Raw genomic sequence first — 17083 nt, 5'->3', positions numbered from 1 at the left:
ATTGAATCGATGTACGTCGGTTTCTGGACACCGGAGGGAGCGCTATGCGTACAGGTGTCTGGCTGGTGGGAGCGCGTGGCTCGGTCGCCACCACCAGCATCGTCGGAGCGCTCGCGCTGCGTGCCGGGCTCACCGGGCCGACCGGCTGCGTCACCGAACTGCCCGGGGTCGCCGGCCCCGCCCTACCGAGCTTCGCCGACCTGGTATTCGGCGGCCACGACGTGGTCGCCACGCCCATCGCCAAGCGTGCCGAGGCGCTCGCCGACGCCGGTGTGGTGCCGGCCCGCCTGGTGTCCGCGCTGACCGAGGAACTGGCCGCCGTGGAACGGGAGCTGCGCCCCGCGCCCACCAACGGCACCCAGGCCGACCGGGCCGCCGCGATCGTCCGCGACCTCACCGCCTTCCGGCAGCGACACGGACTGTCCCAGGTGGTGGTGGTCAACGTCGCCGCGACCGAACCGGTGCCCCGCCCGCACCCCGGGCACGCCGACCCGGACGCGCTGCGGGCCGCCCTCACCGGCCCCGACGAGGTGCTGCCGCCCAGCGCGTTGTACGCGTACGCGGCTGTGGTGGCGGGCTGCGCCCACGTCGACTTCACCCCGTCGACGGGCCTGCGGCTGCCGGCGTTGACCGCGCTGGCCGACCGCCACGGGGTGCCGTACGCCGGCCACGACGGCAAGACCGGGGAGACCCTGCTCAAGTCGGTGCTCGCCCCGATGTTCGCGATGCGTCACCTCACCGTGCGGTCCTGGTCCGGGCTCAACCTGCTCGGCGGCGGCGACGGCGCCACCCTGGCCGACCCCGACGCCAACGCCGCCAAGGTGCGCAGCAAGCAGCGGGTGCTCGGCGAGACCCTCGGCTACCTGCCGCAGGGCGACACCCGGATCGACTACGTGGAGGAACTCGGCGACTTCAAGACCGCCTGGGATCTGATCACCTTCGCCGGGTTCCTGGGCACCGGGATGCGGCTGGAGTTCACCTGGCACGGCTGCGACTCGGCGTTGGCCGCCCCACTCGTGCTCGACCTGGCCCGGCTCACCGCCGCCGCGCACGCCGCCGGTCACACCGGACCGCTCACCGAACTGGCCTTCTTCTTCAAGGATCCGCTCGGCACCGCGACGCACTCGCTGGCCGACCAGTGGACCCGGCTGTGCGCGTTCGCCCGTGGTCTGGACCCCGGAGGCACCGATGCCGCGCGTGGCTGACCTGGCCGAACTGGTCCGCGCCCCGGCCGCGCTCTCGGTGCCCGGGGACGTGGTCGCCGGTGCCGCCGCAGCGGGTGCGCTCGGTCCGCGTACCCCCGCCATCGCCGCCGCCTCGGTGCTGCTGTACTGGGCCGGCATGGCCGCCAACGACTGGGCCGACCGCGAGCTGGACGCCGTGGAACGCCCGGAGCGCCCGATCCCGAGTGGCCGGGTCGGCCCCGGCCTCGCGGTCGGCCTCGCCGCCGGTCTCACCGCCGCCGGTGTCGGTCTCGCCGCCGCCGCCGGAGGTCGGCGGGCCGCCGCCGTCGCGGTGCCGCTGGCCGCCGCCGTCTGGGGGTACGACCTCGCGGCCAAGAACACCGCCGCCGGTCCGGTGGTGATGGCCACCTGCCGAGGGCTGGACGTGCTGCTCGGCGCCGCCGGAGGGCGGCCGATGCGGGCGTTGCCGGCGGCGGTCACCGTCGCCGCGCACACCTGGACGGTCACCGCGCTGTCCCGCCGGGAGGTCAGCGGCACCGACCGGGCCCTGCCGCTGCGTACCCTCGCCGGCACCGCCCTGGTCGCGGCGAGCGCCGCGCTCCCGCCCGCACGGCGACCGCGACCCGCGACGCAGGTCGTCCCGACGCACCCGGCGCGGTCGACTCGCTCCAGCACCCGAGCCGGTCGGCGCGTACTCGGCACCGCCGCGACGGCCCTGCCCGGCGTCCTCGCCGCCTGGTACGCCGCCCGATACGGCACCGCGCAGGCGCGGGTGGTGGCCGAACCCACCGCCGGGCGGGTCCGCACGGCGGTCGGCACCGGGATCACCGGACTGCCCGCGTTGCAGGGGGCGCTGACCGCCCGATCCGGGGCCGGTCTGCTCGGACTGGCGGTGGCGGCGGCGGCCCCGCTGGGCCGTCGGCTGGCCCGGAAGGTCTCACCGACATGACCGCCGCCGACACCGCCCCACCACCCCTCCGGTTCGGTTACGGGACCAACGGCTTCGCCAACCACCGCCTCGACGACGCGCTGGCGGTCATCGCCGACCTCGGCTACGCCGGTGTCGCGCTCACCCTGGACCACGACCACCTCGACCCGTTCGCCCCCGGGCTGGCCGGGCGGGTCGACGCCGTCGCCCGTCGGCTGGCCGCACTCGGACTCGGCCTGGTGATCGAGACCGGCGCGAGATTCCTGCTGGACCCGTGGCACAAGCACGCCCCGACACTGCTGCACGACGACCCCACGCTCCGGATCGAGTTCCTGTGCCGTGCGGTGACGATCGGTGCGGACCTCGGCGCTGAGGCGGTCTCGTTCTGGTCCGGTGTCCGGCCGGATTCGGTCACCCCGGCGGTGGCCTGGGAGCGCCTGATCGCCGGCTGCGCCACGGTGGTCGAGGCGGCCGAGGCCGCCGGGGTGACGCTCGGGTTCGAACCGGAGCCGGGAATGCTGGTCGAGGACATCGCCGGCTGGCGGCGGCTGCACCACGCCCTCGGCGCACCGGCTCAACTGGGCATCACCCTCGACATCGGACACTGCCGGTGCCTGGAGCCGTCGCCGGTGCCCGAGTGTGTCCGGGACGTCGCCGCGCACCTGGTCAACGTGCAGATCGACGACATGCGGCGGGGCGTGCACGAGCACCTGGAGTTCGGCACGGGCGAGATCGACTTCCCCCCGGTGCTGGCCGCGTTGCGCGAGATCGACTACCGCGGCCTGGTGGCGGTCGAGCTGCCCCGGCACTCGCACGCCGCGCCCACCATCGCCGCCCGTTCGCTGGACTTCCTGCGCGCCGCCGCAGCGGCCGGCACGCAGGCGCGGAGCAACGGACACAGGTGGCACCACCGCCACGGACATTGACGGCGGCGGAGGAGGAAGGAGACGCGATGACAGTGGAGAAGCTGCGGGCCGCCCTGCGGGGCGTACCCGATCCGGACTGGTTGGCGACGGCGCTCGACCGCATCGCGGCCGACCCCACCGCCATCGCGCGCTACTTCCCGGCCGCCCGGCGCCGCTGCGGCCGACACGATCTGCCCGACCTGCCCGGTTGGAGCGCCGACGAGGCGGCCCGAGCGCTGATGCTGGCCAGCCTCCGCACCGACCACGTCGGGCAGGTCGAGACGCTCTACCGCACCGGGGACGCCGCCGAGAAACGGGCCGTGCTCAAGGCGTTGCCGTTGCTGCCGATCGGCGCGGCCGGGGTGCCGCTGCTGCTCGACGCGATCCGCACCAACGACACCCGGCTGGTCGCCGCGGCTCTCGGCCCGTACGCCCGGCACCTCGACCCGTCGGCCTGGCGGCAGGCGGTGCTCAAGTGTGTCTTCGTCGGCGTGCCGCTGGCCGCGGTGGCCGACCTCGACGACCGCGCGGACGCGGAACTGGGCACGATGCTCGCCGCGCTGGCCGACGAACGCCGCGCCGCAGGCCGGGCCATGCCCGCAGACGCCACCGAACTGCTGGATCGGCTCACCGCCGCCGGCCAGCTCCAGCCCAGGGAGGTGTGATGCGGATCTTCGACCCGCACATCCACATGACGTCGCGCACCACCGACGACTACGAGCGGATGGCCGCCGCCGGCGTCCGGGCGGTGGTGGAACCGGCGTTCTGGCTGGGCCAGCCGCGCACGAACGTGGGCTCGTTCACCGACTACTTCGACTCGCTGGTCGGGTGGGAACCCTTCCGCGCCGGGCAGTTCGGGATCCGCCATCACGCCACGATCGCGTTGAACCCGAAGGAGGCCAACGACCCCCGGTGCCGATCGGTCCTCGACGAGCTGCCCCGTTACCTGGAGAAGGACGGCGTGGTGGCGGTCGGCGAGATCGGGTACGACTCGATGACACCGGAGGAGGACGACGTCTTCGCGGCTCAACTCGCCCTGGCGGTGGCGCACGACCTGCCGGCGATGGTGCACACCCCGCACCGGGACAAGGCCCGGGGCGTCCAGCGCAGCCTGGCCGTGGTCGCCGAGTCCGGCATCGATCCGGGTCGGGTGGTGCTCGACCACCTCAACGAGATGACCGTGGAACTGGTCCGCGACACCGGCTGCTGGCTCGGTTTCTCCATCTACCCGGACACCAAGATGTCGCCACCGCGGATGGTCGAGCTGCTCAAGGCGTACGGAACCGAACGGGTGCTGGTCAACTCGGCCGCCGACTGGGGACGCTCCGATCCGCTGCTGACCCGGGCCACCGGCGAGGCGATGCTGCTCGCCGGCTTCACCGACGACGACGTCGACCGGGTGCTCTGGCGTAACCCGGTCGAGTTCTACGGGCAGTCCGGCCGGCTCGACCTGACCGACGACGACCTCGCCGAGCAGACCTTCGCCGGCAACTCGATCCTGCGCGGCGGCAGCTGATGCGCCTGCGGCACGCCGGGGGGAGCACCGTCCACCTGGGGTACTGCACGAACGTGCACCCCGCCGAGGACCTCGCCGGCATCGTCGCCCAACTGGACACCTACGCGGTGCCGGTCCGCGAGACGCTCGGCGTCGACCGACTCGGGCTGGGTCTGTGGTTGGCCGCCCCGGTCGCCGCCGCGTTGGCCGCCGACCCGTCCGCCCGTCGCCGGTTGCGCGCCGAGCTGACCGTACGCGGACTGGAGGTGGTCACCCTCAACGGCTTCCCGTACGCGGCCTTCCAGGCGCCCGTGGTCAAGCAGGCGGTGTACCACCCGGACTGGACCACCGACGACCGTCTCCGTTACACCCTCGACCTGGCCGGGGTCCTGGCCGACCTGCTGCCCGACGACGCGGTCCGTGGCTCGGTCTCCACCCTGCCGCTGGCCTGGCGCGCGCCCTGGGACAGCGCTCGGGCCGACGCCGCCCGACGCCGCCTCGACCAGCTCGCGACCGGGCTCGCCACCGTCGAGCGGGACACCGGACGGCCGGTGCGGGTCGGCTTCGAACCGGAACCCGGGTGCGTGGTGGAGAGCACCCCGCAGGCGGTCGCCGCGTTGTCCGGGATGGACACCGAGCGGCTGGGGATCTGCCTGGACCTGGCCCACCTCGCCTGCGCCTGGGAAGAACCGGCCGTGGCCCTGGACCGGCTGGCCGCCGCCGGGCTACCGGTGGTCAAGGTGCAGGTGTCCGCCGCGCTGGAGGCCGCCGACCCGGCAGGTGACGCCGCCGCGCTGCGTCGCTGGGTCGAGCCGCGTTTCCTGCACCAGACCCGGGCCGCCGGGTGCGCCGCACCGAGTGCCGGGCCGGAGGTGACCGACCCGGCGGACCCGGGCTGGGCGGCCGACGACCTCGACGCCGCCCTCGACGCCGCACTCCCCGGACCGTGGCGGGTGCACTACCACGTGCCGCTGCACGCCCCGCCCGAACCACCGCTGCGCTCGACCGTGCCGGTGTTGCGCACCGCGTTGGCCGCGCTCTTCGCCGGTGCCGACGCCGGCTGCGACCACCTCGACGTCGAGACGTACACCTGGGGGGTGCTGCCGGTGGCGCGACGCCCGCGCACCGACGCGGAGCTGGCTGCCGGGATCGCCGCCGAGCTGGCCTTCGCCCGCGACGAACTGGTCGCCCTCGGGCTGACCCCGACCGTGCCGGCGGCGACCCGGTGAGCGCGAGGAGCGAGTCGGCCCGACGAGCCCCGCAGCCGTGGACCAGGGGAGTGTGAACATGAAGCGACAGCTGGTGGTGCTCGACGTGGTGGGGCTGACCCCCCGGTTGCTGACACACATGCCCCGGCTGCGCGCGGTCGCCGAGGCCGGGTTCCGCGCCGAGCTGGGCACCGTGCTGCCGGCGGTGACCTGCTCGGTGCAGTCGACCTTCCTCACCGGCGCGTTGCCGGCCGAGCACGGCATCGTCGGCAACGGGTGGTACTTCCGGGACCTCGGCGAGGTGCTGCTCTGGCGGCAGCACAACGCGTTGGTCGGCGGGGAGAAGCTCTGGCAGGCGGCCCGGCGGGTGCGGCCGGACTACACGGTGGCCAACGTCTGCTGGTGGTACGCGATGGGCGCGGACGTCGACTGGACCGTCACCCCGCGACCGGTCTACCACGCCGACGGGCGCAAGGAGCCGGACTGCTACACCGACCCGCCGGAGCTGCACGACGCGCTCACCGACCGGCTCGGCACCTTTCCCCTCTTCACCTACTGGGGGCCGGGTGCGGGTCTGCCGTCGTCGCGTTGGATCTGCCGGGCGGCCGAGCAGATCCTCGCCGAGTTCTCACCCGATCTGACCCTGGTCTACGTCCCGCACCTGGACTACGACCTGCAACGTTTCGGCCCGTCCGCATCCCGCTCCGCCGCGGCGGCGGCGGAGTTGGACGGCGTGCTCGCGCCGCTGCTGGACGCCGCGCAGGCCCGCGACGCGACGGTGGTGGTGCTCTCCGAGTACGGCATCACCGAGGTGTCCCGGCCGGTGGACGTCAACCGGATGCTGCGCGCCGAGGGGCTGCTGCGGGTGTACACCCAGGCGGGCATGGAGTATCTCGACCCGTGGACCTCCCGGGCCTTCGCCGTCGCCGACCACCAGGTCGCCCACGTGTACGTGCGTGACCCGGCCGACGTGTCGGCGGTGGCGAAGCTCTGCGCCGGGCTGCCCGGGGTGGCCGAGGTGCTCGACGCCGACGGCCAGGCGGCGCACGGGCTGAACCACCCGCGCGCCGGTGAGCTGGTGCTGGTGGCCGAGCCGGACGCCTGGTTCACCTACTACTACTGGCTCGACGACGCGCGGGCGCCGGACTTCGCCCGGCTGGTGGAGATCCACCGCAAGCCCGGGTACGACCCGGCGGAGCTGTTCTTCGACCCGGCCGCGCCGGGGGCGGCGAAGCGCCGTGCCGCGCTGGCGCTGGCCCGCAAGAAACTCGGGATGCGGTACCTGATGAACGTGGTCGGGCTGGATGCCGGCGCGCGGGCGGTCCGTGGTTCACACGGGCGGTTGCCCACCGATCCGGCCGACGGGCCGGTGCTGCTCTGCTCCGACGGGTCGGTGGCCCGGGACCGGATAGCGGCCACGGAGGTGAAGGGGCTGCTGCTGGAGCTGGCCGGGATGGAGGGGCGGTGACGGTAGCCGAGGCGGCTGTCGACTCCGCCGGTTTACGGGCCCGCTTCGACGCCGAGCTGTCCGCGTTCCTCGACCGGCAGGACCCGGACTGGCCGGACGGTGCGCCTCGGGGCGTCTTCACCACGCTGCACCGGTTCGTGTTGGCCGGGGGCAAGCGCCTGCGACCGCTCTTCTGCTACTGGGGCTGGCGGGGTGCGGGCGGCCCGGACGGTACCCCGATCGTGACCGCCGCCGCCGCGTTGGAGCTGTTCCACGCCTTCGCGCTGATCCACGACGACATCCTGGACGGCAGCGACCGGCGTCGGGGAGAGCCCTCGGTGCACCGGATCTTCGCCGATCTGCACACGCAGTCGTCCTGGCGGGGTGACCCCGAGGCGTACGGGCGCAACACCGCCCTGCTCTGTGGTGACCTCTGCGCCGCCTGGTCGGACCAGATGTTCCACGAGTGCGGGTTGAGCCCCGAGCAGGTGCACCAGGGGTACGCCGTGTTCGCGCTGATGCGTACCGAGGTGATCGCGGGGGAGTACCTCGACCTGGTGTCGGGGGTGGGCGACGGCTCGGTGGCCAGTGCCCTCACGGTGATCCGGATGAAGGCCGCCCGCTACACGGTCACCCGACCGTTACAGATCGGCGCGGCGTTGGCGGGCGCGTCGGCCGAGCTGCTGGACGCGCTGGCCGAGTTCGGTGATCCGCTCGGGGACGCCTTCCAGCTCCGTGACGACGTGCTGGGGGTCTTCGGTGACCCGGCGGTCACCGGCAAGTCCGTGCTGGACGATCTGCGCGAGGGCAAGCCGACGGTGATGATGGCGTTGGCCCGCGACGCCGCCGACCGGGCGCAGAGCGCTCGGCTGCGCGAGCTGTTCGGCAACCCCGACCTGGACGCCGAGGGCGCGGCCGAGCTACGCGAGATCATCGAGAGCACCGGAGCGCGCCGGAAGATCGAGCAGATGATCCAGGTCCGTGCCGAGGCCGGGCTGGCGGCGCTGGAACACGCCGAGGTGACTCCGGAGAGCCGGTCCGCCCTGATCGAGCTGGCCGCCCAGGCCGTCGACCGGGAGCACTGACGGCCGCCGCCCGGGGGCGTTGGACTGTCGGTGCCCTGTCGTACGGGCTTTTGATCGAACTGACGAAAGTCCACATCCGACCGGCGAAAGATATAGACACATCAACGTATGACGTTTAATGTCTGTGCCAAGTCCTACTTGTTTCGTCGAACCGGTGGCACGGCATCCCCCTCGGCGTTCCCGTCAGGAAGGGACAGCACTCCCGCCCTAGCTGCAAGGAAGGGCACCTTATTAACGCCTAGCGTTGTACAAGGGGCCCCTCCTAACACGACGATCGTTTGGGAGAGCGAGATGCGCAGACTTCTCCGTTCCGTCCTCGGCGTGGCCACCGCCGCCTTCGCCGTCCTCGCCTGCACCACCCCGGCCACCCCCGCCAGCGCCGCCGACACCCCGTACGACGTGCTGGTCTTCTCCAAGACGGCCGGTTTCCGGCACGACTCCATCGCGGTGGGCACCCAGACCATCCGTGACCTGGGCGCGGCGAACAGCTTCACGGTCACCGCCACCGAGGACGCCGCCGCCTTCACCACCGGCAACCTCTCGCAGTACGGGGCAGTGGTCTTCCTCAACACCACCGGAGACGTGCTCAACTCCAGCCAGCAGGCTGCCTTCGAGTCGTACATCGGCTCCGGCGGCGGCTACGTCGGCGTGCACGCCGCCGCCGACACCGAGTACGGCTGGTCCTTCTACGGCAACCTGGTCGGGGCGTACTTCCGCTCCCATCCGGCCGTCCAGCAGGCCACCGTCCGGGTGGAGGACCGGGCCCACGCGGCCACCGCCCACCTGCCGCAGAACTGGGTACGCACCGACGAGTGGTACGACTTCCAGAGCAACCCCCGCGCCAGCGCACGGGTGCTGGCGAACCTCAACGAGTCGACGTACTCCGGCGGGGCGATGGGTGGCGACCATCCGATCGCCTGGTGCAAGACGTACAACGGCGGTCGGTCCTTCTACACCGGCGCTGGGCACACCCAGGCGTCGTACGCCGACCCGGCCTTCCGGGCGCACCTGCTCGGCGGCATCCGGTACGCGGCTGGTCGCACCAACGCCGACTGCCGACCGGAGACCGGCTACACCACCCTCTACAACGGATCCACCAACGGCTGGTCCCAGGCCGGGCCGGGCAGCTTCACCAACTCCGACGCCACCCTGACCTCGGTCGGTGGCATGGGACTGTTCTGGTACAGCGCCAAGCAGTTCACCAACTACTCGCTCAAACTGGACTGGCGGCTGGCCGGGGACGACAACTCCGGCGTCTTCGTCGGCTTCCCACCGTCGAACGACCCGAACTCCGCCATGAACAACGGCTACGAGGTGCAGATCGACCCCACCGACGCCGCCGACCGGACCACCGGCGCGATCTACGGCTTCCAGGCCGCGAACCTCGCCGCCCGGGACGCCGCGCTGAACCCGGCGGGGGAGTGGAACACCTACGAGCTGCTGGTGGAGGGGGAGCGTCTCCAGGTCTTCCTGAACGGGGTGAAGATCAACGACTTCACGAACACCGACCCGGTCCGGTCGCTCGCCGGGCACATCGGCATCCAGAACCACGGCACCGGCGACGACGTGTCGTTCCGCAACATCCGGATCAAGGAGTTGGGTGGCACGAACCCGCCGCCGACCGGCGACCGGACCGGGCGGATCACCGGCCTGGGCGGCAAGTGCCTGGACGTGCGTAACGGCTCGTCGGCGGATGGCACGCAGATCCAGATCTGGTCCTGCCACGGCGGCGCGGCGCAGACCTGGACAGTGACGCCGAACTCGACGATCCGGGCGTTGGGCAAGTGCCTGGACGTCAACGGTGCCGGCTCGGCCGATGGCACGAAGATCCAGTTGTGGACCTGTCACGGTGGTGCTGCGCAGGTGTGGTCGGCGCAGTCGAACGGCACGTTGCGTAACCCGAACTCGGGCAAGTGCCTCGACGTGTCGAACAACAGCTCCGCCGACGGGCAGATCGTGCACCTGTGGACCTGCCACACCAACGCCAACCAGCGCTGGGTCCTGCCGTAGCCGACCAGCGGGACCGCCCCGGTGCGACGGTCACCCGTCGCACCGGGGCTCTTTCCTACCGCCGGTCGCCCGCCTAAAGTGAAAGACGGCGACCGCGAGGTGGCCGGTGAGTCGACGGGAGGCGCAACCCGTCGACCCCAGGCGCTACCGCGCCCACCGGCACATCGTCGGGCTGCCCACATCCGGTCATCCCTCGCCCCGGTCCCGCAGGTAACGGAATCCCCCACACGACAGGGGAAAAGGACACATGGCGCGACCGATCACGCTGTTCACCGGCCAATGGGCCGACCTTCCGTTCGACGAGGTGTGCCGGCTCGCCGCCGAGTGGGGCTACGACGGTCTGGAGATCGCCTGTTGGGGCGACCACTTCGAGGTCGACAAGGCCCTGGCCGACGAGTCGTACGTCGAACGCAAGCGGGAGACGCTCGCCAAGCACAACCTGAAGGTCTTCACCATCTCCAACCACCTGGTCGGTCAGGCGGTCTGCGACCACCCGATCGACGAGCGGCACCAGGGCATCCTGCCCGCCCGGATCTGGGGCGACGGCGAGCCGGAAGGGGTACGCCAGCGGGCCGCCGAGGAGATCAAGGACACCGCCCGCGCGGCGGCGAAGCTCGGCGTCGACACCGTCGTCGGTTTCACCGGCTCGTCGATCTGGCACACCTTGGCGATGTTCCCGCCGGTGCCGCCCGAGATGATCGAGCGCGGCTACCAGGACTTCGCCGATCGGTGGAACCCGATCCTCGACGTCTTCGACGAGGTCGGGGTGCGCTTCGCCCACGAGGTGCACCCCAGCGAGATCGCCTACGACTACTGGACGACGAAGCGCACCCTGGAGGCGATCGGGCACCGGCCCGCGTTCGGGCTGAACTGGGACCCGTCGCACTTCGTCTGGCAGGAACTCGACCCGGTGAACTTCATCTTCGACTTCGCCGACCGGATCTACCACGTCGACTGCAAGGACGCCAAGGTCCGTACCGGCGACGGTCGTCGTGGCCGACTGGCCTCCCACCTGCCCTGGGCGGACCTGCGCCGGGGCTGGGACTTCGTCTCGACCGGCCACGGCGACGTGCCCTGGGAGGACTGCTTCCGGGCGCTGAACGCCATCGGCTACTCCGGGCCGATCTCCGTCGAGTGGGAGGACGCCGGGATGGACCGCCTGGTCGGGGCCCCCGAGGCGCTCCAGTTCGTCCGTCGGCTCGCCTTCGACGCACCGTCCGCCGCCTTCGACGCGGCGTTCAGCAGCAAGGACTGAACGCACGGCCTGCCGGGGGTCGGCCGCCAGCCGACCCCCGGCAGCCTGTCACCTCACCCGGCCCCTGCCGCAGCTGCGCCTCGACCGCCGGAATCCGGCCCGCGAACCGCCCGGTCAGCCGGCGGTGAAGACGTGTTCGCTGGCCAGGCGGGCCGCGCCCACCAGAGCGGCCCGGTCCGCCAGATCGGACAGGACGATCGGCATGGTGCCGGTGGCCAGCGGCGCCGACCGCCGGTAGACCACGCCCCGGATCTCCGAGAGCAGGATGTGCCCCAGCCCCTCGGGTGCCCCGCCGATCACCACGATCCCCGGGTTGAAGAAGCTGACCAGGCCGACCAGCACCCGACCGAGGCGGCGGGCGGCCTCCCGGACCAGCACCTGGGTGGCCGGGTCACCCACGGCGGCGGCCGACACCACGTCCGCGACGGTCAGGCTGCCCGCCTCGGCCAGCCGTGCGGCCAGCACGGGGGAGCGGCCCGACCGGGCGACCGCCAGCGCCGCCCGGACCAACCCGGCGTCCCCGCAGTACGCCTCCAGACAGCCGGTCTCCCCGCAGACACAGGGCGGCCCGTCCTCGCCCAGCGGCAGGTGCGCGATGTCACCGGCGCTGCTGGTCGCGCCCCGGTAGAGCGATCCGCCGAGCACCAGCCCGCAGCCGATCGACGTGCCGAGCTTCAGATAGAGGAAGTCCTCGACGGTACGACCGATGCCGGCGTGCCGCTCACCCAGAGCGAGCACGTTCGCGTCGTTGTCGACCAACACCGGACAGCCCAGTTCGGCGGCGAACGCGTCCCGGACCGGGAAACGCTGCCACCGGGGCAGCACGGCCGGTGCGGTCGAGGTGCCGCCGTCGACCGGCCCGGGAAGGGCGACCCCGACCCCGGTGAGCTCGGTGACGCCCAGCTCGGCGCGAAGCTTGCCGACCAGTTCCACGGCACGGCCGATCATCGGCTCCGGTCCGTCGCGTACGTCGGCGGCCTCGGTCATCTCGGCCAGCACGTTCAACTCGCCATCGGTGATCGCGACCGTGAACCGGTCGGGGGCCACCACCACACCCGCGAAACGCACCCCGGCGGAGAGGCGGAGCAACGACGAACGCCGCCCGCCTCGGGAGGCCGCCGGGCCGGCGGTCTCGACCAGCCCTCGGGCGACGAGACGGTTCAGTTCGGTGGTCAGGGCCGTCCGGGACAGACCCAGCAGATCGCCCAGTTCGACCCGGGAACGGGCACCCTCGTCCCGCAGCAGCCGCACCAGCCTTGCCTGCTGCGGATTCTCCGGCCGAACCAGGGCCATCGCCATCACCTCCGTGCGGAGTCTTCCACGGCGGTGTTTCAGACCGGTGGCCGGCCGAAGCCGGAGCTGTCAACACCTGCTGACGGTGCCCGCCCGCCCACCGGCGGACGCACGGACGGGCCCGGCCATCAGTGCGTGGCCGGGCCCGTCCGGGTTGCTCAGACCGTGCTGCCGTTGGCTCCGGAGCCGGACGGCTTGGTGCGGGGGGTGGCCGACGTCGAAGCGGAACTCGACGAACCGGAACCCGACTTGCTGCCAGCGGTGGCCGGCGTGCCGGCGAACGTGTCGTCGGCGGGGGTGAGCTTCTCCTTGCCATTGCCATTGCCGTTGGCGTGCAGCTTCTCGCCCAGCTTGGAGTTGCCGAGCTTGTCCTTGCCCTCGTGGTAGAGACGGTTCGCCTGGGCCTGCGCGACCCCGGCCGCCTCCTGGACGGTCGGGTGATCGAGCACCTTGCGGCCCCGGACCACCAACTCCTCGTACTTCTCCCGGCCGGCACGGGCGCCCAGGACGAACCCTGCAGCCAGCCCGCCAAGGAACATGATCTTTCCGCGCATGGCGGCTCCTCTCGTACCTGACGCGCCGTCGGTCCCGCTCCCCGAAGCCCGGGGCGGCGGGACTGACCGATTCGCGCCTGCGTCCTGTCGTCGGCAGCTAACTACCCATCCTGCTCTCCGCTCATACCTCCTTGTGCCAGGATGACGATTTGTCCGGTCAACCGCCCGCAAAGCGCCCGATGGACGACCCACGAACCCCCTGGACCAACACCCCCCGGAGTCCTGTACTCTTGTGCCCGGCGCGCGGTGCGGAGCGATCCGCTCCGGGCGTTGTTGCAGTCCCCCGTAGCTCAATTGGCAGAGCAGCCGGCTGTTAACCGGCAGGTTTTTGGTTCGAGTCCAAACGGGGGAGCTTCCTCACCACGACGCCCACCGGCACGACCGGTGGGCGTCAGCCGTTTGTCCCCTCGAACGTGCCGACCAGCCCGCACCCGGCAGCCGCGCGCACGCCGCGGACGGGCGGAAATCGGGGCCACCGGGCAAGTGATGATCACTTATGATCCTCGCCATGCCCGCACCCCCCGCGCCGCCGGTCCTCGACGCTGCGGCCGCGTACCCTCAGGTGGCCGCCGCCCGTGGCGCGCTGGCCGCCGGTGACTGGCCGGCGTTGCGCACCCTCGTCGAGGACCAGGACGCCCACGGTCGCACGACCCTCGTCAGCGAGATCGGCGGCGCACCCCACGCCGAGGCGTTCCTGCCCAAGGCGTTCGCCGAGCAACCGGACGACCCGGTGGCCGCCGCCATGCTGGGAGCACACCTGATCATCGCCGGATGGCGGATCCGGACGGGCAGCCGGGCGCAGGACGTCAGCCGGGAGCAGTTCGTCCAGTTCTTCGACCACCTGCGCCGGGCCGAGCAGATCCTCATCGAGGCCACCGCCCGCCACCCGCAGGACGCGGCGGCCTGGACCCAGCGCGTCACCAGCGCCCGCGGCCTGGAACTCGGCCAGTCCGAGGCCCGCCGCCGCTACGATCGGCTCGCCGCCGGGCACCCGCACCACCTGCCGGCGCAGAGCTCCCTGTTGCAGCAGCTCTGCCCGAAGTGGAGCGGCAGCTGGGAGAAGGCGTACGCCTTCGCGTGGGAATGCGCCGACGCGGCACCCGCCGGCGCGCCCAACGCCGTCCTCATCGTCGAAGCGCACCTGGAACAGGCATTCGACCACGACAGCCTGGCCGCCGGGCGGGCATTCCTGCGCACCCCGCAGGTGCGCAGCGCGATCCACGACGCGGCGCAGCGCTCCGTGTGGCACCGCGAGTTCCGCCACGACTGGGGCTGGGTCGAGGTCCGCAGCACCTTCGCCCTCGCCTTCTGCCTCATGCACGAGTGGACGTCGGCGGCACAACAGTTCGCCGCCCTCGGCGACCTCGGCGCCGAGTCGATGTTCGGCTACTTCGGCGACCCGGCGGAGGAGTTCCAGCGGTTCCGCAAGAAGGCGTACGCGAAGGGCGGCCGGCCGTGATCCAACACCTGGAAACCGACGGGGTGCCGACCCTGCTCGCACCCACCGGCGGCCCGATGCGCGCCGGGCTGACCTTCCGGGTCGGCACCGCCGACGAGACGTTGGCCCGCCACGGCATCACCCACCTGCTCGAACACCTCGTCCTCGCCCCGTTGGGCAGCGCCGACTACCACTTCAACGGCGCTACCGGGCCCACCTTCACCACCTTCCACATGCAAGGCTCGGCGCCGGACATCGCCACCTTCATCACCTCCGTCTGCGCCAACCTCACCGACCTGCCGACCGGCCGGTTGGAGGTGGAGAAGGACATCCTGCGCACCGAGTGGAGCAGCCGGGGAAGCGCCGCCATCGACGACATCCCGTTGTGGCGTCACGGCGCCCGTGACCACGGCCTCAGCAGCTACCCGGAGTGGGGGCTCGCCAGGCTCACCGCCGAGGACCTGCGCCAGTGGGCCGCCCGCTGGTTCACCCGGGAGAACGCGGTGCTCTGGATCGCCGGTGACCGGGTGCCCGAAGGACTGCGGCTGGAGTTGCCCACCGGCACCCGCCAGCCCGTACCCACCGCCTCGTCGGCACTGCCGACCACCCCGGCGTACTTCGTGCACGGCTCCCGTGCGGTGATCCTCGACGCGGTGGTGCGACGACGGACCGCCGCGGGCATCTTCGCCGAGGTGCTGGAACGCGAACTGTTCCGGGCGTTGCGGCAGGACGCCGGCCTCTCGTACACCATCAGCAGCGGGTACGAACCGCGCGGCGACGGGCAGGCACACCTGAGGGCCCTCGCCGACGCGCTGGCCGAGAAGCAGGACGCCGTACTCGGCGGCTTCATCGACGTGCTGGCCAAACTACGGGTGGGCCGAATCGAGCAGAGCGACCTCGACGCCGCGGTGGCCAAGCGGATCGACGTCTACTCCACCGCCGAGGCCGACGCCGCCCGGCTGCCCGCGTACGCCCTCAACCTGCTCACCGGCGAACCGAACCACACCATCGACGAGCACCTCGCGCTGCTGAAGGCGGTCACCCTCGCCGACCTGCACGAGGTCGCCCACGAGACGTACGCCTCGGCACTGCTGATGGTGCCGGAGGGGACCCGCGCCGACTGGGCCGGCTTCACGGCCGCACCGACCTCGTCCCAGTCGTCCGTGTCGGGCACCACCTACCACGCCCGTGACGACAACAGCCGCCTGCTCGTCGGCACCGAAGGCGTCAGCCTCGTCCGTCCCAACAGCATCCTCACCGTCACCTACGCCGACTGTGCGGCGATGCTCGCCTGGCCGGACGGCGCGAGACAGCTCATCGGCCACGACGCGCTCGTGCTGCACATCGAACCGACCCTGTTCGACCTCCGCCCGGCGGCGACGAACGTCATCGACAGTGGGGTACCGGCCGACCGGCAGATCATGCTGCCGCCCCGCAGCCCGGAGGAGATCCCGCAGTCGGGTGCCGTACGCCAGGCCCACGAGCATCTGAACCGGCCGAAGCGGCCCGGGTGGGAGACCCTGCTGATCACGATCAGCGGCCTCGCCGCGCTGGTGGTGGGCGGGTTCACCCTGCTGCTCACCATCGGCCTGTTGATCGAGCCCACCGCCGAGGAGGACGTCGCCGTACTGTGGGGTGCGGTCGTGGTCGGATGGCTGCTCACTGTTATTCTCGCGTTGCCCGTCGTGCTGCTCACGCGAGGGCGACGCCGGTAAGGAGAGGCCGTCGGGATAAGATCCGGCCCGGTGCCGGGGCGGTAGCTCAGCCGGTTAGAGCAGGGGACTCATAATCCCTCGGTCGCGGGTTCGAGTCCCGCCCGCCCCACCAGATGTGGCGGTACGCGAACCGTACCGTCGGTGGATTGTTGATCTAGGGCTAGCTCTAGGGCTGGCCCTTGATCGTTTGTGGCGGTCGGGATGCGGAAGCGGGGGACGACGCTGTCTTCAGCCAAGATCTCGATTTCCTCGATCAGGGCCTCGAAGAGAGCCTTCTTCGCCTTGTGTCCGCCGGTAGTGATGATCTCCGCGATCTGACTTCTGATCGTCGCTAGGTCCTCAGCCGTTGGCCCGACGGGTGGCTGATCAAGGTCGAATTCGAGGCGGGCCTTGTCCGCTCGCAGTTGCTTGGATTGCTTGCGCAGGTTCGTCAGCCGGGCTTGGATCTCGGGGTCTTCGTCGTCGAGGTTGCCTCGTTCGAAGGCGGTGAGTGCGTGTTTGAGATGAGGTTGGTCAGGTCCGGTTGAAGGTGCGGCGGGCTTGTCGGTGTGCCGGTTGACCACGGG

The 17083-nt window shown here is 71.8% G+C and carries 14 protein-coding genes and 2 tRNA genes; 14 read left to right on the top strand and 2 right to left on the bottom strand.

The annotated features are described in order from the left end of the window. Positions 1–44 precede the first annotated feature (44 nt). From FF096_RS19785 to FF096_RS19740, 10 genes are all read left to right on the top strand, one after another. Positions 45–1205, top strand: coding sequence for an inositol-3-phosphate synthase (locus tag FF096_RS19785; protein ID WP_155220686.1), 1161 nt, complete (start codon positions 45–47; stop codon positions 1203–1205). Then, positions 1189–2133, top strand: a complete 945-nt coding sequence (locus FF096_RS19780; RefSeq protein ID WP_155220684.1) for an SCO3242 family prenyltransferase — start codon at positions 1189–1191, stop codon at positions 2131–2133. Before FF096_RS19785 ends, FF096_RS19780 begins: the two co-directional genes overlap by 17 nt. Further along, positions 2130–3038, top strand: coding sequence for a sugar phosphate isomerase/epimerase (locus FF096_RS19775; RefSeq protein ID WP_155220682.1), 909 nt, complete (start codon positions 2130–2132; stop codon positions 3036–3038). The genes FF096_RS19780 and FF096_RS19775 overlap by 4 nt, the downstream gene beginning before the upstream one ends. Before the next feature lie 26 nt (positions 3039–3064). Continuing rightward, positions 3065–3682 carry an EboA domain-containing protein gene (locus FF096_RS19770; protein ID WP_155220680.1) on the top strand — a complete coding sequence of 206 codons (618 nt, stop codon included), beginning with the start codon at positions 3065–3067 and terminating at the stop codon, positions 3680–3682. After that, entirely contained in the window at positions 3682–4533 is an 852-nt protein-coding gene (locus FF096_RS19765) for a TatD family hydrolase (protein ID WP_155220679.1), read from the top strand. Before FF096_RS19770 ends, FF096_RS19765 begins: the two co-directional genes overlap by 1 nt. After that, positions 4533–5741, top strand: a complete 1209-nt coding sequence (gene eboE, locus FF096_RS19760) for a metabolite traffic protein EboE (protein WP_155220676.1) — start codon at positions 4533–4535, stop codon at positions 5739–5741. Before FF096_RS19765 ends, eboE begins: the two co-directional genes overlap by 1 nt. A gap of 58 nt (positions 5742–5799) precedes the next feature. Further along, on the top strand, positions 5800–7188 hold the full coding sequence (locus FF096_RS19755; protein WP_155220674.1) for an alkaline phosphatase family protein: 1389 nt from the start codon (positions 5800–5802) through the stop codon (positions 7186–7188). Then, positions 7185–8252 carry a polyprenyl synthetase family protein gene (locus FF096_RS19750; protein WP_309223618.1) on the top strand — a complete coding sequence of 356 codons (1068 nt, stop codon included), beginning with the start codon at positions 7185–7187 and terminating at the stop codon, positions 8250–8252. The genes FF096_RS19755 and FF096_RS19750 overlap by 4 nt, the downstream gene beginning before the upstream one ends. A gap of 291 nt (positions 8253–8543) precedes the next feature. Further along, positions 8544–10262 carry a ThuA domain-containing protein gene (locus FF096_RS19745; protein WP_155220672.1) on the top strand — a complete coding sequence of 573 codons (1719 nt, stop codon included), beginning with the start codon at positions 8544–8546 and terminating at the stop codon, positions 10260–10262. A 247-nt stretch (positions 10263–10509) separates the two neighbouring features. Further along, complete coding sequence (locus tag FF096_RS19740; RefSeq protein WP_155220670.1) at positions 10510–11517, top strand: sugar phosphate isomerase/epimerase; 1008 nt, start codon at positions 10510–10512, stop codon at positions 11515–11517. Between the two features lie 114 nt (positions 11518–11631). Here FF096_RS19740 and FF096_RS19735 read toward each other — a convergent pair whose 3' ends face one another. Together FF096_RS19735 and FF096_RS19730 are read right to left on the bottom strand one after the other, a co-directional pair. Beyond that, positions 11632–12810 (bottom strand): ROK family transcriptional regulator, encoded by a 1179-nt coding sequence (locus tag FF096_RS19735; RefSeq protein WP_155220668.1) that lies wholly within the window; start codon positions 12808–12810, stop codon positions 11632–11634. A gap of 158 nt (positions 12811–12968) precedes the next feature. Then, the gene (locus FF096_RS19730; protein ID WP_155220666.1) at positions 12969–13364 is read right to left on the bottom strand and encodes a hypothetical protein; all 396 of its coding nucleotides are present in this window, start codon (positions 13362–13364) and stop codon (positions 12969–12971) included. A gap of 279 nt (positions 13365–13643) precedes the next feature. On the opposite strand from FF096_RS19730, the gene FF096_RS19725 reads away from it, so the two are divergent. From FF096_RS19725 to FF096_RS19710, 4 genes are all read left to right on the top strand, one after another. Continuing rightward, positions 13644–13716: transfer RNA gene (locus tag FF096_RS19725), tRNA-Asn, on the top strand. 156 nt (positions 13717–13872) lie between these two features. Beyond that, positions 13873–14823: a hypothetical protein gene (locus FF096_RS19720; RefSeq protein WP_155220664.1), complete on the top strand. Its 951-nt coding sequence runs from the start codon at positions 13873–13875 to the stop codon at positions 14821–14823. Next, positions 14820–16517, top strand: a complete 1698-nt coding sequence (locus tag FF096_RS19715) for an insulinase family protein (protein ID WP_309223617.1) — start codon at positions 14820–14822, stop codon at positions 16515–16517. The genes FF096_RS19720 and FF096_RS19715 overlap by 4 nt, the downstream gene beginning before the upstream one ends. A gap of 35 nt (positions 16518–16552) precedes the next feature. Then, positions 16553–16629 (top strand) — tRNA-Ile (locus FF096_RS19710). The last annotated feature ends 454 nt before the right edge of the window (positions 16630–17083 follow it).

Source organism: Micromonospora sp. CP22, from assembly GCF_009712475.1.
Taxonomy (GTDB): Bacteria; Actinomycetota; Actinomycetes; order Mycobacteriales; family Micromonosporaceae; genus Micromonospora.
The sequence above is the reverse complement of the archived record's forward strand: the minus strand, read 5'-3'. Positions and strand labels throughout refer to the sequence as shown.

Bases quoted from the DNA above. Each gene is read 5' to 3' on its own strand.
- FF096_RS19785 (WP_155220686.1), top strand. From the start codon at position 45: ATGCGTACAGGTGTCTGGCTGGTGGGAGCGCGTGGCTCGGTCGCCACC.
- FF096_RS19780 (WP_155220684.1), top strand. From the start codon at position 1,189: ATGCCGCGCGTGGCTGACCTGGCCGAACTGGTCCGCGCCCCGGCCGCG.
- FF096_RS19775 (WP_155220682.1), top strand. From the start codon at position 2,130: ATGACCGCCGCCGACACCGCCCCACCACCCCTCCGGTTCGGTTACGGG.
- FF096_RS19770 (WP_155220680.1), top strand. From the start codon at position 3,065: ATGACAGTGGAGAAGCTGCGGGCCGCCCTGCGGGGCGTACCCGATCCG.
- FF096_RS19765 (WP_155220679.1), top strand. From the start codon at position 3,682: ATGCGGATCTTCGACCCGCACATCCACATGACGTCGCGCACCACCGAC.
- eboE (WP_155220676.1), top strand. From the start codon at position 4,533: ATGCGCCTGCGGCACGCCGGGGGGAGCACCGTCCACCTGGGGTACTGC.
- FF096_RS19755 (WP_155220674.1), top strand. From the start codon at position 5,800: ATGAAGCGACAGCTGGTGGTGCTCGACGTGGTGGGGCTGACCCCCCGG.
- FF096_RS19745 (WP_155220672.1), top strand. From the start codon at position 8,544: ATGCGCAGACTTCTCCGTTCCGTCCTCGGCGTGGCCACCGCCGCCTTC.
- FF096_RS19740 (WP_155220670.1), top strand. From the start codon at position 10,510: ATGGCGCGACCGATCACGCTGTTCACCGGCCAATGGGCCGACCTTCCG.
- FF096_RS19735 (WP_155220668.1), bottom strand. From the start codon at position 12,810: ATGGCCCTGGTTCGGCCGGAGAATCCGCAGCAGGCAAGGCTGGTGCGG.
- FF096_RS19730 (WP_155220666.1), bottom strand. From the start codon at position 13,364: ATGCGCGGAAAGATCATGTTCCTTGGCGGGCTGGCTGCAGGGTTCGTC.
- FF096_RS19720 (WP_155220664.1), top strand. From the start codon at position 13,873: ATGCCCGCACCCCCCGCGCCGCCGGTCCTCGACGCTGCGGCCGCGTAC.